The organism is Actinoplanes sp. ATCC 53533, from assembly GCF_003947245.1.
Genome location: NZ_QHHV01000027.1, coordinates 18682 through 35089, shown reverse-complemented (window position 1 = coordinate 35089; position 16408 = coordinate 18682). Strand labels below are relative to the sequence as shown.

Genomic DNA, 16408 nt, shown 5'->3' with positions numbered 1-16408 from the left:
CGACAGGCCCCGCTGGCAGCGCCCGTCAGAAACGCTCACCGATGCCGAAGCGCAGTTGAAGCTCCTGCGCCCGCTCCGCCGCTGCGCTCAGCCCGTACCGGCGCGGCATCTCATCCGACGACCACCCCATCAGCAACATCAAATCACCCTCGTTGCCGCCGAGCAGCTTCCACTCATGCGCGAAGCTGTGCCGCCAACGATGGGCATACACATGCTCCACCCCAGCAGCCTGCCCCAACCGCTTGAGGCGAACCTTGATACCGGCCGGCCGCAACGGACTCATCCCACGCACGGATACCCACAGCTGCGGCATTTCCGCGGCACCCTCGCGCCGGCCACGGAGCCGCAAGTATCGGCTCAGCGCGCGAGCCGTATTCGGCCCGAACCGAACCCGTCGATCCTTCGCACCCTTACCGTGCAGCAACACGGACTCGGTATCCAGATCGACGTCAGCTACGAGCAGACCACCGATCTCCGACAAGCGTGCCCCGGTGCTGCAATACATCCTGATCAACGCCTGGTCACGCACCTGCGCGAACTCTTTGCCCTGGCACTCCGCGAGAAGCCGCCGCGTCTCGTCCCCAGTCATAATCGGCACGAGCTTCTGCCCCACCCTCGGCATCGGCACCCCGACCATCGGAGAGCACGCGACCTCGCCCTCCTCCACAAGCCAGCCAAAGAAGCGCAACAACGCCTTGTACTTGTTCAAGGCCGTTCCCGCCGACCGCGACTCCACCATCCAGGCCTGAAAAGCCACCACCTGCCGCCTGGTCACCAAGCCCGGATCACGCGCGCCACCGGAGTCCGGATCCTCGGCAACGAGATAACCCGCCAACTGCACGGCAGCGAGCAAATAGTTGTAGCGGGTCGTCTCCGGATGATTCCCCGCCCGCAAAGACCGGTCCCAGTCCCGCAACAGCCCGGCCCAGCCAGCATTCTTCATACCAGTCAAAAGCGTCACGACGCTCAACGTCCACCTCCCGAGTCAAGGAGTCGCTGAGAAGCGGGTTCAGCCTCCCGAGTCAAAGGGTCGCTGTGCGGCGTGCTCAACGCAAGACACCTTCGCCCGATCGACGTACACCGTCTGACCTGCGGAAACATCGGGCGGGGAAGAAGACAGCGACCGAGTCAAGGAGTCAACCAGAACGCTTGCGGAACGGCCCTGAACTGCGAAAATAAGCACCGCAGCGCCACTGTGGACCGACTAAGTCAAGGGATCCAAGGCACTGACGAATCGATGATTATAAACAATAAGAGGGCTCCCGCAAGTCACTGACCTGCGAAAACCCTCTAACTGTCGGGCTGACAGGATTTGAACCTGCGACCCCTTGACCCCCAGTCAAGTGCGCTACCAAGCTGCGCTACAGCCCGATGCCACGCCCCGGAACCCCAGTGCGCGGCAACAACCCAAGCCTACCCCAGCCCCTCAACCGACTTCACACCGGCATGCCAGGGCCAGGACCGACAACCTCAGCCGTGCGCCTTGCCCCGCCCACCAGGGCCCAGCTTCTTCCGTGGCTTGACCGACACTTCGATCGGGCTTCCCTCGAAGCCGAACTCCTCACGGAGCTTCCGCTCGATGAACCGCTGATACCCGGCATCCAGCGGTGCCGTCGTGAACAGCACGAACCTCGGCGGCGCCACCCCGGCCTGCGTCGCGAACATGATTCGGGGCGCGCGGCCGCCTCGCACCGGGTGTGGCGTGGCCTGTGTCAGCGCCGTCAGCCATTGGTTCAGCGTCCCTGTCGGGATGCGCTTCTCCCAGCTGTCCAGCGCCTTGCGGAGCGCCGGCGCCAGCTTGTCGACGGCTCGTCCCGTTTTTGCCGAGATGTTCACCTTGATGGACCATGGGATCCGCTTGAGTTCGCGGTCGATCTCCTTGTCCAGGAAGATCCGCCGGTCGGCGTCGACCAGGTCCCACTTGTTGAAGGCGATCACCAGCGCCCGCCCGGCCTCGACCACCTGCGTCAGCACCCGCTGGTCCTGCTCGCTGATGACTTCTGAGGCGTCCAACAATACGACGCCGACCTCGGCAGCCTCGACGGCCCCGGCGGTGCGCAGCGACGCGTAGTATTCCGTGCCCGATGCCTGGTTGACCCGCTTGCGCAGCCCGGCCGTGTCGACGAACTGCCAGACCTCGTCGTCCATCTGCACCAGGCTGTCGACGGGGTCGACCGTCGTGCCCGCCACCGAGTCTACGACCGCCCGTTCTTCGCGGGCCAGCCTGTTCAGCAGCGAGGACTTGCCCACGTTGGGGCGACCGACCAGCGCGACCCGGCGCGGGCCGCGGGGCGCGTTCTCGATGATCGCCGGTGCCGGCGGCATGGCCGCGAGGATCTTGTCGAGCAGGTCACCGGCGTTGCGGCCGTGCAGCGCGGACAGCGGGAACGGCTCTCCCAGCCCGAGTCCCCACAGCGCCACCGTTTCGTTTTCGATGTTCTGGTTGTCGGCCTTGTTGGCCACCAGGATCACCGGCTTGTGGCTGCGGCGCAGCATCCGGACGGCCTTCTCGTCCACGTCCGTGGCACCGACCATCGCGTCGACCACGAAGATGACGACGTCGGCGGTCTGCACCGCGATCTCCGCCTGGGCCGCGATGGCGGCCGCCCGGTCGCGGGCGTCGGGTTCCCATCCGCCGGTGTCGACGACGGTGAAGCGGCGACCGTTCCACTGCGCGTCGTACGGCACGCGGTCGCGGGTCACGCCGGGCTTGTCCTCGACCACCGCCTGGCGGCGGCCGATGATGCGGTTGACCAGCGTCGACTTGCCGACGTTGGGGCGGCCGACGACGGCGACCACCGGAACGGGGCCTTCCTCGGCGACGGACTGGAGGAGAGCGGATTCCAAGGCCGAGACCTCGGAAGAAAAGTCACTCACGAACTCACCTTGCTATTGAGCATGCTCAGGAGCTGCGCCACGACGTCGTCGATGCCGATGCCCGTGGTGTCGAGCGTGATGGCGTCGTCGGCCTGGCGCAGCGGGTCGGCGGCGCGACTCGAGTCGAGCTTGTCGCGTCGGTTCAGGTCCGCCTCGGTTGCCGCCACGTCGGTGGCGTCCTCCGCGCTGCGGCGCTGGGCGCGGGCGGCGGCGGACGCGGTCAGGTAGACCTTCAGGTCGGCGTCGGGGGCGACGACCGAGGCGATGTCCCGGCCCTCCACGACGATGCGGGGGGCGGCGGCGATGATCTCCTGCTGGAGGCGCACCAGCATCCGGCGTACCCCGGGCACCGCGGCCACGGCCGAGACCGCGCCGGTGACCTCGGGCCCGCGGATGGCCGCGTCGACGTCCTCGCCGTTGGCCCGGAAGTGCGGGGCCTGGGGGTCGGTGCCGATCGTGAGGCTGGTCTCCTGGGCGATCTTCAGGATCGACTCGGTGTTCTGCAGGTCGGCGCCGGCCTGCAGCACGGCCCAGGTGATCGCGCGGTACATCGCGCCGGTGTCCAGGTAGATGCCGTCGATCGCGGTGGCGAGTCGCCGGGAAACGGTGGATTTGCCCGATCCCGAGGGACCGTCGACGGCCACCACGCATCGTTCGGGCCGCACTGCTTGCTCCACCATTACCTCCAAGACCGGAAACACGAACAACTACCTATTGTGCCGGGCGCCCGAAGCTCAGTCGCCGACGGCCTTGAACAGCGCGCTCACCTCGGCGTTCGACAACCGGCGGAAGCCGCCCGGGCGCATGTCACCCAGGCGGATCGGGCCGACCGCCGTACGGATCAGCCGCGACACCGGGTGCCCGACCTCGTCCATCATCCGGCGCACGATGTGCTTGCGGCCCTCGTGCAGGGTGATCTCGATCTGGGCGGTCTTGCCGACCGCGTCGACCAGCTTGAACGTGTCGACCTTCGCCGGGCCGTCCTCCAGCTCGACGCCGGTCTGCAGCCGGCGGCCGACGGTGCGCGGCAGCGGGCCGGCGACCTCGGCCAGGTAGGTCTTGGCGATCCCGTACGACGGGTGCATCAGCTTGTGCGCGAGCGCGCCGTCGTTGGTGAGCAGCAGCAGCCCCTCGCTGTCGGCGTCGAGCCGGCCGACGTGGAAGATGCGCTGCTCGAACGTGCCGAGGAAGTCGGCGAGCTCGTTGCGGCCCTTCTCGTCGTCCATGCTCGAGACCACGCCGCGGGGCTTGTTCATCGCCAGGTACACCAGCTTGGTGTCGGTGACGATCCGCGCGCCGTCCACGCGGATCTCGGCGGTGGCGGCGTCGACCTTGTCGCCGAGCTTGGCGACCTGGCCGTTCACGGTGACGCGCCTGCGGAAGATCAGATCTTCACACGCACGCCGGGATCCGACCCCCGCGGTGGCGAGAATCTTCTGCAGCCGCACGGAGGTATCCGGATCAGCCTGAGGCATCGAGCACTTCTTCCACGTCGTCGGGTAGGAACGGGGCCAGCGGCGGAAGCTGGTCGACCGAGTTGAGACCGAGCTTCTCCAGGAACAGCGCCGTGGTGCGGTACAGGAATGCCCCGGTCTCGCCCTCGATGCCGCATTCCTCAATGAGGCCGCGAGTGTTAAGCGTACGCATGACGCCATCACAGTTCACACCGCGGATGGCCGAGATGCGCGACCTCGTCACAGGCTGCTTATAGGCAACTACAGCGAGCGTTTCCAGGGCGGCCTGAGTGAGCCGCACCGACTGACCATCCAGCACAAACCGCTCGACATAGGCCGCATATTCCGGCCGCGTATAGAGACGCCAACCACCCGCGGCCCGCCGCAGGTCAAACCCGTGCCCGGCCGCCGTGTACCGCGCCGAGATGTCCTCAAGCATGCCACCGACCCGCTCAGCCGGCTGCTCCACGATCTGCGCGAGCTGCATCTCAGCGACCGGCTCATCGACAACGAGCAAAATCGCTTCCAGCGCCGCCCGCAACTCGGCATCCTCCATCGGCGCGGGTGCTTGCGCTTCTTCTTCGGTACGGGTCGACAACGCCCCAGAAGCAGCGGCGCCCCCCTTGCTGCCACGCCCCTGAGCGGGAATCCCAGAACTGGGCCGCGCCCGTGACACAGGCTGCCGCGCCACGGCCCCGGCACCGACCGCGGCCTCGACATCGGCACTCCCCCGAGCGGCCGCATCCACCGCAGCCGCATCCACGGCAGCCGCATCTACCGCAGCCGCATCCGTAACGGCCGCATCGGCCGGCGCCGCGTCCGCGCCGGCGGACGGACTCGGGTTGTCCGTGCGGCTCGCCGACGAGGCGGCAGTCGGATCACCGGCCGGCGGCGTGCCCGAATCCGCGGACGTCGACCTGGATCCGCCGACCTGCTCGGGGCTCGGCTTGCCGGCTCCCGGCGATGCGATCCCGGCCGGCTCCGCGCCCGGCCCGGTCTCCGACCCGGCTTCACTCGCCCGGGCTACCCCGGATGGCGCAGCCCCGGCCTGCCCCGTGACCGGCGCGGACGCCTCGGCTCGCGCGGCGGTCGGCCCCTCGTCCTCTTCCGGTCCCGGCACTTCCTCGGCGAAGGGCAGGTCCAGTTCCGCGTCCTCCCCGATGTCATCGTCGGCGGCCGCGTCGAAGACGTCCCCGGCGTCGTCGCCATCGAGGGGCGCGTCTACCAGGGGCGCGTTGCCGATCTCATGCTCGGCGGCCTGCTCGATCGCGTCCGGCTGCGGCAGTTCCGGCCCGGTGCCGACGTCGGTCGGCTCGCGCTCCGCCTCGCCCGGCATCTCCCTGGGCGCGTCGACGGTCGGCGGCCCACCGGCCTCCTCCGGGAACGGCGGAAGCTCGGCCGGCACCCCGGCACGGACGGCCGGATCCGGCCCTTCGACGGCGGCATCGACCTCGCCGTCATCCGCGAGGCTCGTCCCGGCGATTCCTTCGTCACCATCCGCGAGGCTCGACTCGGCAAACTCCTCGCCGCCATCCGCAAGATTCGACTCAGCAAACTCCTCGCCGCCATCCGCGAGACTCGACTCAGCAAGCCCCTCGTCGCCATCCGCGAGATTCGACTCGGCAAACTCCTCGTTGTCGCTCTCCTCGGCCCGGGCCTTGGCCGCGAACTCCGGGTCGGGCGGCCGGGGGGCCCGCTCCCAGGGCGGCACCCAGGAAGCGGCCTGCGCGGCAAGGGACTCGGGACGCTCGTCGGTCATCGTTGTTCCTCGTTGGTCGAGACACGGTCTGCGGTGTGCTGGCCGGCTTCAGGAATACCCGTCCTTGCCGGACCGGACTCATCCCGCGCAGACGGGTCCTGGTCAGCCGGGTCGGGCTCGGCTGGTTCAAGAATGGCTTGACGATCATCGCCGGGTCGGTCGCCGTCGATCCGGTCCGGGCCGAGCCCGCCCCGGGCCTGGTCCAGGTCGGGCCGATCGCCACCGGCTCCGCCCGCATCCAGTGCGATCGGATCCCGCTCCTCGGCCTCGTCCGGACCGAGGTCGATCGGATCCTCCTCGCCGACCACAGCACCCGAAACGGTCCCATCGGGGTCGGCAAAACCCACACCAACCGGATCTTCCCCGCCGACCACAGCACCCGAAACGGCCGCGTCAGGCCCACCCAGACCCAGACCAACCGCATCCTCCCTACCGACCACAGCACCCGAAACGGACCTATCCGAGCCGCCCAGACCCAGGCCAGCCGGATCTTCCTCGCCGCCCACGGCGTCCGGAACGGTCGCGTCGGGGTCGGTTAGGCCCAGAGCAACCAGGTCTTCCTCGCTGATGCTGCCGCCCTGAACGGTCGCGTCGGGATCGTCCGGGTCGGTGTCGTCCGGGTCCATCGCGGCGGTGTCCGGCTCCGCGGGCGTTCCCTCGTAGTCGTCGATGTCGAGGTCGCCTTCGATCTGGTCGCCGCCGATCCAGCGGATCGTCATCTCTTCCAGGGACACCGGTTGCTCGAAGTCGATCAGGCCTTCGCGGTATAGCTCCAGCAGCGCCAGGAAGCGGGCCACGACTTCGAGGGTGTTTTCGCAGTCGGCGATGAGCAGGCCGAATGTCGCGCTGCCGGCTCGGCGGAGGCGGTCGCGGATCAGCGCCGCGTGCTCGCGGACGCTGACGCGGACCTGGTGAATGTGTGCGATTGACACCTCGGGCGGGCCCGGTTTGGGCAGGAACTGCCTGAGGGCCAGCTTGAGCAGGCGCTCCGGGCCGATGCCCAGGACCAGGTCGGGGAGCGCTTCGGCGTATCGCGCCTCGAGGCTGACCGCGCGTGGCCAGCGCCGGGCGCCGACGCCCTCCAGGTCCGCGATGACGGCTGCGGCCTCTTTGTACGCCTTGTATTGCAGCAGTCGCGCGAAGAGCAGGTCGCCGGCCTCGAGCAGGGCCAGGTCGTCCTCGTCCTCGACCTCTGCCGACGGCAGCAGCCGGGCCGCCTTCAGGTCGAGCAGGGTGGCGGCGACCAGCAGGAACTCGCTGGTCTCGCCGAGGTCCCAGTCGTCGCCCATCGCGCGGATGTAGGCGATGAAGTCGTCGGTGACCCGGTGCAGGGCGATCTCGGTGACGTCGAGCTTGTGCTTGCCGATGAGCTGGAGCAACAGGTCGAACGGGCCGGTGAAGTTGGTCAGCCGGACGGTGAACTTGCCGGAGTCGACCTCAGCGGGCACCGCAAGATCCGACTCAGCCGCATCCGGCACGGCGGCATCCGGCACAGCGCCATCCGGCACAGCGGCATCCGGCACAGCGGCATCCGGCACAGCAGGATCCGGCGCGGCGGCATCCGGAACGACGTCGGGCGACGCGGCGGCGGGCTCGGAGACCGGCTGTTCAGGCACGTGAAGACCGTAGACCACGGGTCCGACAACCTGTTCCCCGCTCAACCCCGTACCCCCGCCGCCCTGCGGAACACCGCTCCGCGATGGTCCAACGGCGCTTCGGGCCACCGGTCACGGCCCGCCTCCTCTTGACACCTCGGAGGTGACCGTTAACACTTCCTTCACATAGATGTCCGTAAATGGAAACCGCTTTCCTGGACACCCCGAACACCGGGCGGGCGGACGGCATCGCCCCTTCTCGGCATACCCGGTGAACGGCACGGCCGCGACGGCCATCCCGGCGCGCCTCAGCCGCACGGCGCAGCCAGAAGTCACCGACAGCGAAGCCGGAAGCAACCGACAGCGATGTCCGAAGCAACGGACAGCGATGCCAGAAGCAGACCGACAGCGACATCCAAAACAACCGACAGCAACCGACAGCGATGGAGTAGTGATGACCTCCCCACACCCGAGAGCGAAGAGCGCACGCCGGCGTATCGGCCTGCTGACCGCCGCCACGCTGACGCTCACCGCCACCGGCGCCGTCGCCGGCGCCGTCACCGGCCTCACCCCCGCGTCGGCCGCCGCGTGCGGTGCGCTTTCCTACCAGGCGGACGCGACGCTCAGTGGCAGCACCTGGACCGCCCGCCGCGGCAGCACCACCGTCTACACCGGCACCGATATGCGCGCGGCCGTCCAGGCCGCGATCAACAGCCTGCCGAGCCGTACGGCGAAGCAGAACGTCCTGGTCCGCGGCTCCGGCTCGATCAGCGCCAACTCGCGGATCTCCCTGCCCAGCTACACCCTGCTGGACGTCTGCGGCACCATCAACGTGACCGGTACGGGCTCCGGCGACCAGGCGCCTGTCTACTCCCGCGGCACCCATGATGTCGAGGTCGCGCACCTCAACGTCACCGGCGCGCCGTTGTACGGCATCTTCATGCGCAGCGTGTCCAATCTGATCCTCGGGCAGATCGACATGCGACTGTCCGGTGGGCTCGGGGTGCGCATCGACAACTACGGCGACAAGACCGTGCCCTCGCGGAACATCCGGCTCGACAGCGCGTACGTCTCCGGCGCCAGTTCGCACGCCGTGGAGACCTACGGTGTGGACGGCCTCACCATCGGCACCGTCACCGCGCGCAATGTCGGCGAGTCCGGGCTGCTGCTCAACCAGACGGTCAACGCCACGGTCGGCACCGTCGACGCGGACAACGCCGGTTCCGGCACCGGGTACGCGGCGTTCCGGATGGCCAACCGTAACGGCCGGGTCGGCAGCGGCTACCCGACCAACATCCGGGTGGGCACCGTGAAGGCCCGCGGCGGTGGCCGCGGCGTCTTCTGCGTCTCGGAGAGCGGCGGCGCGGTCATCGACCGGGTCGACATCGCGAACACCGGCAACAACGCGGTGCTGGTCGAGAACTGCTACAACGTCGTGCTGGCGGGCGCCTCCGGGACGATCAACGGTGGTGGCGAGGTGCGGATCTCCTCGCGCACCGAGTTCGCGCCGTCGTCGGACATCCGGTTTCAGAACCTGGCCGTCAGTAACACCAACATCCGGTGGAGCCCCTGCACGGGCACCAACAACACGATCAGCAACGTCACCCGCACCAACTCGACCCTAACTTGGTGCTGACCTGACCGCCGCCCGCAGCAGCGGCCAGTAGATGCGCGCCGAGTCGCTCAGCGCGCTGAAGTGTGAGGAGGCGTTGTCGTTCAGGTAGGTCGTGGTGATCTCGACCTCCTCGATCCGGTGCCCGGCGCGCGCCGCCATGAGCAGGACGTTCATCTCGTACTCGAAGCGCTCGCCGGGCACCGTGCACAACCATTCGAGCAGGGCCGCGGGGTACGCCCGCAGTCCCGTCTGGGTGTCCCGCACACCCCGACCGGTGGCGGCACGGAACAGCGCTTGCGTGACGGCGTTGCCGACCCTGCTGCGCAGCGGTACGTCCCCGGTGAAGCGGCGCACGCCCAGCACGGTGTGACCGGTCGCCCGGACGCGGTCGGCCACCCGCACGATGTCGGCGACGCTGTGTTGCCCGTCGGCGTCCGCGCAGAGCACGTCGAGGCCGGGATGCTGCTCCGCCGCGTACCCGAAGCCGGTTTTGAGGGCGACGCCCTTGCCCCGGTTGCCGGGGTGGCGCAGGACCGTGCCGCCGAGGCCCTCGGCCTGCTGGAGCACCCGCGCGGCGGCCGGGCCGCTGCCGTCGTCCACGATGACGAGCCGGCACTGCGGTGCGGCCTCGCGCAGTTCGGTCATGAGGGTGGGCAGGTGGTGTGACGGCTCGTAGACCGGCAGGAGGACGACCATGGCGCGATTCGCTGCCTCGTGCACGTGGGTCTCCTCCGAGGGGTGGTTGCGCGGCACCGCTCCCTTACCCAGCGGAACTTCTCAGCAAGCGCTCGGCGCGCCGCAAGGTTGCGACCATCCGGCGTTCGCGGCGCAGCAGGGCCGACGGATCGCGGGCGCCGAGGAAGCCCAGCCTGGCGATGAGGCGGGCGGCCCGCTCGGAGCGCCACGGCAGCGGCGTCTCTCCCCCGGTCGCGGGCACGTCGAGCAGGGCCCGGGCGGGCAGGCCGAGGACCTTGGCGGCGAGGAAGCGGATCCGCGGCAGGTGCTCGCGGTGCGAGACCAGACCGAGCGGGTGTACGGCGTCGAACGCGTACCCGTCGAGCAGCCCGTCCTCGGCGGTGTGCAGCAGGTTCTCCAGGGTGCTCCGGGAGCGGGTCTCGGCGCGCAGGTCCGCGTGCCGGTCGAGGCCCGCCGCCCGGGCCTCGGCCAGCATCAGGTCGCCTTCCCGCCGGCCCGCCGGGGGTTGGCCGGCGCCCTCGGCGGCCTCGGCCCAGCCGCCGGCGAAGACGATGCGCGCGACCCCGGGCCGCGCGGCGGCGTAGTCGACGGCGGCCTGCACCCGGGCGGCGCTGGCGGGCGTGAGCGTGTAGCGCCCGCCGTCGCCGATGACGCCGCGCCCGAACACCAGCAGCACGGCGGCGGTCCTCTGGTCCTGCACCCGTCGATCCTGCCAGAACGGCCGGCTCAGCCGGTGCGGGTGAAGGTCATGATCCAGTTGACCGGGTCCCAGGTGGTGCCGCCGTCGAAGGAGAAGTCCTGCTCCCAGCGGGCCGAACTGGGGGTCATGGCCGACCACAGGAAGCGGACCAGCGCCGGCTTGCCGCCGATCTCGTCCTCGCCGAGGAAGACGCCCCGGCCGTCGCGGAACCGGCCCTCGACCGGCGGGTCGAGCCGGCCGGGAACGGCCGTCGAGGACCACCAGATCCGCCAGCGGTCGGCCCCGGGGTCGTACAGGCGCAGCGTCATGCCTTCCAGGGAGCGGCCGTCGGGCATCGTCCCCGAGACGGTGTCGACGTTGCCCAGGCCGCCGAGGACCGGCCAGGCCCGCCCCACGCTGTCGAAGTCGATCCACTCGGTGCCGTCGCGGTCGGTGACGTCGGCGAGCCGGTGGTGGTGGACCGCCCAGTGGCCCATGAGGAAGTCGAAGTCGGTGCTGCCGTTCGGTGTCATGTGGCGACCGTAAGGCCGGGTTGTGTCAGTACCTGTCAGGGTTGAGCAGCATGATCGGGGCATGCCTGCCGGTCGCCTGTTGTCGATGCTGTTGTTGTTGCAGACCCGCGGGCGGCTGTCCGCCGGCCAGCTCGCGGCCGAGCTGGGGATCTCGGTGCGCACGGCGTACCGGGATCTGGCGCGGCTGCAGGCCGCGGGGGTGCCGCTGTATGCCGAGACGGGTCAGCACGGCGGGTACCGGCTGGTCGAGGGCTACCGCACCCGGCTGACCGGGCTGAGCGGCGGCGAGGCCCGGGCGCTGTTCCTGGCCGGGCTGCCGGCGCCGGCCGCCGATCTGGGACTGGCCGAGGAGGTCGCCGCGGCCCGGCTGAAGCTGCTCGCCGCCCTGCCGGCCGAGCTGCGGGACCAGGCCACGCGTACGGCCGCGGTCTTCCACCTGGACGCGCCGGGCTGGTATCAGGAGGCGGAGGCCCAGCCGCACCTGACGGTGCTCATGGATGCCGTGGTGGCGCAGCACGCCGTCGACGTCGGCTACCGGCGGTGGCGGGCGCCGCAGGAGGTCCGGCGCCGGCTGCGGCCGTACGGGCTGGTGCTCAAGTCCGGCACCTGGTATCTCGTGGCCGCCACCGGGGACGCCGGCCGGGTCGCCACCTACCGGGTGGCGCAGGTGCGCGAGGTGACCGTCACGGCGGAGCGCTTCGCGCGGCCGGCCGGGTTCGACCTGGCGGCGCACTGGTCGGCCTACCTCGCGGAGTTCGAGGCCCGGCGGTTCACCGGGGTCGCGACGATCCGGCTGTCGGCGGACGGCCTGGCCCGGCTGCCGGAGCTGGCCGATCCGGCGGTGGTGCGGGCGGTGGCCGGCTCGGTGGGCGAGCCCGGCGGCGACGGGTGGGCCGAGGCGACGATCCCGATCGAGAACGTGCGGCACGCCTGCGAACGGCTCCTGCCGCTCGGCGCCGAGGTCGAGGTCACCGGGCCGCCGGAGCTGCGGCAGGCGATGGCCGCGATCGGCACCGCCCTGGCCCGCCGGTACGGCCCTCCGTGAGACGGCTGTTGCGCATCGGCGGGTCTTCGCCGAGCATCGACGACATGCCCAAGATATCGACACACATTAATGGACTCTGCGGCGCCCTGCTCGTCGCGGCGCTGGCCCTTCCGCTCCTCGCCGCACCCGCGGCCGCCGCGGAGCCGCACGCGGGGTCGTGGACCGGCGCCTGGGCGACCAGCCCGCAGCGCGAGGCCGGTCCGACCTTCGCCGACCAGACCCTGCGGATGCTCGTCCACCCCACGCTCGGCGGGTCGCCGCTGCGGATCAGGCTGAGCAACGCCTACGGCGCCGAGGCCGTCACCTTCGGTGCCGTCAGCGTGGCCCGGGCCGTCGCCTCCGGGTCGCCCGACCTGGTCGCCGGCACCGGCCGCCGGGCCACCTTCCGCGGCCGGGGCACGGTCACCGTGCCGGCCGGCGGGCAGGTCTTCAGCGATCCGGTCCCGCTGGGTGTCGAGTACGGTCAGGACCTCGCCGTCGACCTCTACGTCACCGCCGGCGGCGACGCGGCCGCGATCACCGGGCACGACGCCGCCCAGGGCACCCAGTTCGTGGCGGCCGGCAACCAGGCCGGCGCCGCGGGCGCCCCGTTCACCGGCACGGTCAACTCGTGGTTCTGGCTCAGCGGCGTCGACGTGCGTCCCGCGCGGGCCGTGCCGGGCAGCATCGTGGCGCTCGGCGACTCGATCACCGACGGCGCGTACAGCACCTGGAACGGCAACGACCGCTGGACCGACGGCCTCGCGGCGCGGCTGGCGGCGCGGCCCGTCCACCGGCGGTTGGGCGTGCTCAACGAGGGGATCGGCGGCAACCAGATCCTCACCGACCGCACCGACTGCTGCGGCGCGGGCACCAGCGTCTCCGCCCTGACGCGGGAACGGGCGGACGTCCGGCAGCAGACCGGCGTCCGATACCTGATCCTCGCCGAGGGCATCAACGACATCGGCTACCACGCCGACGCCGACGCCCTGATCGCCGGAATGCGGACCATCGCGGACCGGGCGCGGCGGGCCGGCATCACGGTGATCGGAGCGACGATCACACCGTACGGGTGCGAGTCCGGCTGCTTCAGCACCGCGCAGGAGGCCACCCGGCAGCAGGTCAACGCCTGGGTGCGCACGAGCCGGGCGTTCGACGGGGTCGCGGACTTCGACGCCGCGATCCGCGACCCGCAGCACCCCAGCCAGGTGCTCCCGGCCTACCAGGCCGACCACCTGCACCCCAACATCGCCGGCCAGCGCGCGATGGCCGACTCCATCGACCTGAGCCTGTTCCGCTGACGGCCCTCAGCGGGCGCACAGGCGGCGGGACGGACGCTCACCCCGAACTCGACGTGCTGGTGCCGCGGTCCACGCTGGTCTCGGTGCTCTTCGGGGTGCCGACGATCGGCTTCGCGCTGGCGTACGTCGGGTCGTGATCAGGTCTTTCTCGGGTCGGGGCAGCGGTTCCCTTCGATGGAAGGAAGATGTACCGTCTCCGTAGTGGGCAGGTAACGCACCGTTTCTCCGGGTGTGTTCCGACCGCGGCGGAAGGATCGCAGATGGCGGGAATCGCCCCGGCTCCGATCGCCGACGAGACCGAGCTCGCGAAGGGCCAGCCGCTGCTCGGGCGCGGCATGCTGCTCCTGTTCATCGCCCTGATCGGCTGCTTCACGGCCTGGGGCGTGGCACAGGATCTGACCACGCCGATGGTGGCCGGCTTCAAGCGGATCTTCGAGATGAGCACGTTCCAGGCGTCGCTCGTCCAGCTCGCCTACTTCGGGGCGTACTTCCTGCTGGCGCTTCCGGCGGCCTTCATCAACCAGCGGTTCGGCTACAAGACGGGGATCCTGACCGGGCTCGGGCTGGCGGCGATCGGCGCCTTCTCGTTCTACCCGGCCAGCAAGATCATGACGTACGAGGCCTTCCTGGTGGCCCTGTTCGCGATGGCGGCCGGCTGCTCGATCCTGGAGACCTCGGCGAATCCGTACGTGTTGTCGCTCGGTCCCGAGGCGACGGCGACCCGCCGGCTCAACCTCGCCCAGGCCTTCAACCCGGTCGGCACGAACATCGGCGTCCTGCTCGCCTCGACGCTCATCCTGCCCAAGCTCGCCGACCCGGTGGACATCGCGTCGCTGACCCCGGAGCAGCTGCATACGATCCGGGCCGGCGAACTCGGCGCGGTGATGGCGCCCTACCTGGGCCTGGCGTTCGTGCTCGTGCTCATCGCCGTCGCGATCGCCAGCCAGAAGGCGCCGCAGATCGTCGAGGAGTTCCCCGACGCCGGCCCGCACGAGGGCGGTGCGGCGGGGCTGTTCCGGGTGCTGTGGCGCAACAAGCGCTACCGGTACGGCGTCGTGGCCCAGTTCTTCAACGTCGCGGCCCAGGTGTGCGCGTGGACCTACCTGATCCAGTACGTGCAGCAGGCGCTCGGCGGCAGCCTGGAGAAGGGCGGCTTCTATCTGCAGCTGAGCCTGCTGGTCTTCCTCGCCTCGCGGTTCCTGATGACCTGGGTCATCGGCCGGATCCGCGCGACCAAGGTGCTCGCCGTGCTCGCCGCGCTGGCGGTCGTGCTGTGCCTGTTCGCGATGGCGAGCCCCAACCTGGCCGGGGTCATCGCCGTGGTGGCCCTGTCGTTCTCCCTGTCGCTGATGTTCCCGACGATCTACGGCGTGGCGCTCAAGGGCCTCGGGCCGGCGACCAAGTTCGGCGCGGCCGGGCTGGTGATGGCGATCGTCGGCGGCGCGATCATGCCGCTGGTGCAGGGCAAGCTGGTGGACACGACGAGCGCGGCCTTCTCGTTCATCGTGCCGGCCGCCTGCTTCGCCGTGGTCGGGCTCTACGCGATCTACGATCTCCGGTCCACCCCGAGCGTGCGGAGTGCGGCATGAACGCCCGACGGATGGCGGCCGCCGCCGCCCTGACCCTGCTCGCCGCGACCGGCTGCGGCGCCGACGAGCCGACGAGCGCCACCACCGACACCAGAAAACTCGAGGTCGTGTCCTGGTGGACCTCCGGGTCGGAGGCCGCCGCCCTGGATGCCCTGCTCACCGCGTTCCGCCAGGCGAATCCCGGTGTCGACGCCGTCAACGGCGCGGTCGCCGGCGGCGCCGGCTCCCAGGCCATCGTGGCGCTGGCCGAGCGCCTGCGGGACGACGACCCGCCCGACGTCTGGCAGACCTTCGCCGGCAAGGCAGTCCAGGGGTACGCCGGCCGGGGCGCCGTCCGCGACGTCTCGTCGGTCTACGCGGCCGGCGGGCTGGACGCGGTGATGCAGCCGACGATCCTGCAGTCCGTGCGCCGCGGCGGCAAGCCCTACGGTGTGCCGACGGGTGCCCACCGCGGCAACGTCCTGTGGTTCAACCCCTCGGTGCTGGCCCGGGCCGGCGTCGCGACGCCGGTGGGCGGCTACCAGCTCACCGCGTTCCTGACCGATCTGCGGAAGGTCAAGGCCGCCGGGACCGTGCCCCTGTGCCTCGGCGGCAAGGACCCCTTCACGACCGTCGAGCTCTTCGAGAACGTGCTGCTCGGCACGATCGGCGCCGAGGGCTGGCGGGACATGGCCGCCGACCGGCTGGACTGGCGCAGCGCCCGGGTCCGCACGGCGCTGCGGTCCTTCGGCGACCTGCTCACCTACGCCGACCCCGCCGCCAACGATCTGACCTGGGACGCGGCCACCGAGAAGCTGACCGCGGGCGGCTGCGCGTTCGCCTCCATGAACGACTCCGCCTACGGCGAACTGATCGCCGACGGCGCCCGCGAGGGCACCGAGTTCGCCTCGGTGGCCTTCCCCGGCACCGACGGCTGCTTCCTCGCGGTCGTCGACGTCTTCGTCGCGGCGACCAGGGCCGACAACGCCAGGAACGCCCTCGCGTTCCTGACCGAGATCAGCGAACCGGCCACCCAGATCGCCTTCAGCAAGGCCAAGGGCTCGGTGCCGGTGCTGCGCACCGTGGACGTCTCGGCGCTGTCGGCCTACCAGCAGAGCTCGTCGAGGAGCTTCTGGGCCTCGCCGGTGCTGCTGTCGGTCACCCACGGCGAGGCGATGAGCCCGGCGTTCCAGGAGGGCTTCTACGACGCGGTCGCGACCTACATCCGTACGCGTGACCCGGCCGCCTTCGCCACCGACCTCGAGGACGCGGTCTCCGCCGGCCAGGTCCCCCCACGCTGACCCGGT

General features: G+C 70.5%; 13 protein-coding genes, 1 tRNA gene and 1 pseudogene. 5 read left to right on the top strand and 10 right to left on the bottom strand.

The genetic code is table 11. The annotated features are described in order from the left end of the window. Positions 1 to 25: 25 nt before the first annotated feature. The 7 genes and pseudogenes from DMB66_RS10380 to DMB66_RS10350 all read right to left on the bottom strand — a co-directional run. Positions 26 to 961 carry a tyrosine-type recombinase/integrase gene (locus tag DMB66_RS10380; RefSeq protein WP_233624458.1) on the bottom strand — a complete coding sequence of 312 codons (936 nt, stop codon included), beginning with the start codon at positions 959 to 961 and terminating at the stop codon, positions 26 to 28. A gap of 336 nt (positions 962 to 1297) precedes the next feature. After that, positions 1298 to 1371, bottom strand: a tRNA-Pro gene (locus DMB66_RS10375). Between the two features lie 99 nt (positions 1372 to 1470). Then, positions 1471 to 2847: a ribosome biogenesis GTPase Der gene (der, locus tag DMB66_RS10370; protein ID WP_199752210.1), complete on the bottom strand. Its 1377-nt coding sequence runs from the start codon at positions 2845 to 2847 to the stop codon at positions 1471 to 1473. Between the two features lie 26 nt (positions 2848 to 2873). Next, complete coding sequence (gene cmk, locus DMB66_RS10365; RefSeq protein WP_125803826.1) at positions 2874 to 3554, bottom strand: (d)CMP kinase; 681 nt, start codon at positions 3552 to 3554, stop codon at positions 2874 to 2876. Between the two features lie 57 nt (positions 3555 to 3611). Continuing rightward, positions 3612 to 4352, bottom strand: a complete 741-nt coding sequence (locus DMB66_RS10360) for a pseudouridine synthase (protein WP_125803820.1) — start codon at positions 4350 to 4352, stop codon at positions 3612 to 3614. After that, positions 4339 to 5301, bottom strand: a complete 963-nt coding sequence (gene scpB / locus DMB66_RS10355; protein WP_370318356.1) for an SMC-Scp complex subunit ScpB — start codon at positions 5299 to 5301, stop codon at positions 4339 to 4341. Before scpB ends, DMB66_RS10360 begins: the two co-directional genes overlap by 14 nt. 1274 nt (positions 5302 to 6575) lie before the next feature. Further along, positions 6576 to 7613: pseudogene (locus DMB66_RS10350) on the bottom strand (ScpA family protein); the annotation flags it as partial. 526 nt (positions 7614 to 8139) lie between these two features. On the opposite strand from DMB66_RS10350, the gene DMB66_RS10345 reads away from it, so the two are divergent. After that, positions 8140 to 9321: a hypothetical protein gene (locus DMB66_RS10345; RefSeq protein WP_125803819.1), complete on the top strand. Its 1182-nt coding sequence runs from the start codon at positions 8140 to 8142 to the stop codon at positions 9319 to 9321. On the opposite strand, the gene DMB66_RS10340 is transcribed toward DMB66_RS10345, so the two are convergent. Genes DMB66_RS10340 through DMB66_RS10330 form a run of 3 tightly spaced genes read right to left on the bottom strand, consistent with a single transcriptional unit; the run spans position 9307 to position 11208 of the window. Continuing rightward, positions 9307 to 10020: a glycosyltransferase family 2 protein gene (locus DMB66_RS10340; protein ID WP_233624454.1), complete on the bottom strand. Its 714-nt coding sequence runs from the start codon at positions 10018 to 10020 to the stop codon at positions 9307 to 9309. The genes DMB66_RS10345 and DMB66_RS10340 overlap by 15 nt on opposite strands. A 40-nt stretch (positions 10021 to 10060) precedes the next feature. Continuing rightward, on the bottom strand, positions 10061 to 10696 hold the full coding sequence (locus DMB66_RS10335) for an ElyC/SanA/YdcF family protein (RefSeq protein ID WP_125803818.1): 636 nt from the start codon (positions 10694 to 10696) through the stop codon (positions 10061 to 10063). Positions 10697 to 10722: 26 nt separating this feature from the next. After that, positions 10723 to 11208 (bottom strand): hypothetical protein, encoded by a 486-nt coding sequence (locus DMB66_RS10330; RefSeq protein WP_125803817.1) that lies wholly within the window; start codon positions 11206 to 11208, stop codon positions 10723 to 10725. Between the two features lie 61 nt (positions 11209 to 11269). Here DMB66_RS10330 and DMB66_RS65535 point away from each other — a divergent pair, with 61 nt between their 5' ends. From DMB66_RS65535 to DMB66_RS10310, 4 genes are all read left to right on the top strand, one after another. Beyond that, positions 11270 to 12253: a YafY family protein gene (locus DMB66_RS65535; protein WP_125803816.1), complete on the top strand. Its 984-nt coding sequence runs from the start codon at positions 11270 to 11272 to the stop codon at positions 12251 to 12253. A gap of 44 nt (positions 12254 to 12297) precedes the next feature. Continuing rightward, a complete protein-coding gene (locus DMB66_RS10320) occupies positions 12298 to 13533 on the top strand; it encodes an SGNH/GDSL hydrolase family protein (protein WP_125803815.1) in 1236 nt (411 codons plus the stop codon). A gap of 260 nt (positions 13534 to 13793) precedes the next feature. After that, positions 13794 to 15122, top strand: coding sequence for an L-fucose:H+ symporter permease (fucP, locus tag DMB66_RS10315; RefSeq protein ID WP_125803814.1), 1329 nt, complete (start codon positions 13794 to 13796; stop codon positions 15120 to 15122). After that, positions 15119 to 16402 (top strand): ABC transporter substrate-binding protein, encoded by a 1284-nt coding sequence (locus DMB66_RS10310; protein WP_125803813.1) that lies wholly within the window; start codon positions 15119 to 15121, stop codon positions 16400 to 16402. Before fucP ends, DMB66_RS10310 begins: the two co-directional genes overlap by 4 nt. Positions 16403 to 16408 lie beyond the last annotated feature (6 nt).

Excerpts from the sequence above, each read along its gene's own strand:
- fucP (WP_125803814.1), top strand. The coding sequence starts at position 13,794 with ATGGCGGGAATCGCCCCGGCTCCGATCGCCGACGAGACCGAGCTCGCG.
- DMB66_RS10345 (WP_125803819.1), top strand. The coding sequence starts at position 8,140 with ATGACCTCCCCACACCCGAGAGCGAAGAGCGCACGCCGGCGTATCGGC.
- DMB66_RS10320 (WP_125803815.1), top strand. The coding sequence starts at position 12,298 with ATGCCCAAGATATCGACACACATTAATGGACTCTGCGGCGCCCTGCTC.
- DMB66_RS65535 (WP_125803816.1), top strand. The coding sequence starts at position 11,270 with ATGCCTGCCGGTCGCCTGTTGTCGATGCTGTTGTTGTTGCAGACCCGC.
- DMB66_RS10360 (WP_125803820.1), bottom strand. The coding sequence starts at position 4,352 with ATGCCTCAGGCTGATCCGGATACCTCCGTGCGGCTGCAGAAGATTCTC.
- DMB66_RS10310 (WP_125803813.1), top strand. The coding sequence starts at position 15,119 with ATGAACGCCCGACGGATGGCGGCCGCCGCCGCCCTGACCCTGCTCGCC.
- DMB66_RS10330 (WP_125803817.1), bottom strand. The coding sequence starts at position 11,208 with ATGACACCGAACGGCAGCACCGACTTCGACTTCCTCATGGGCCACTGG.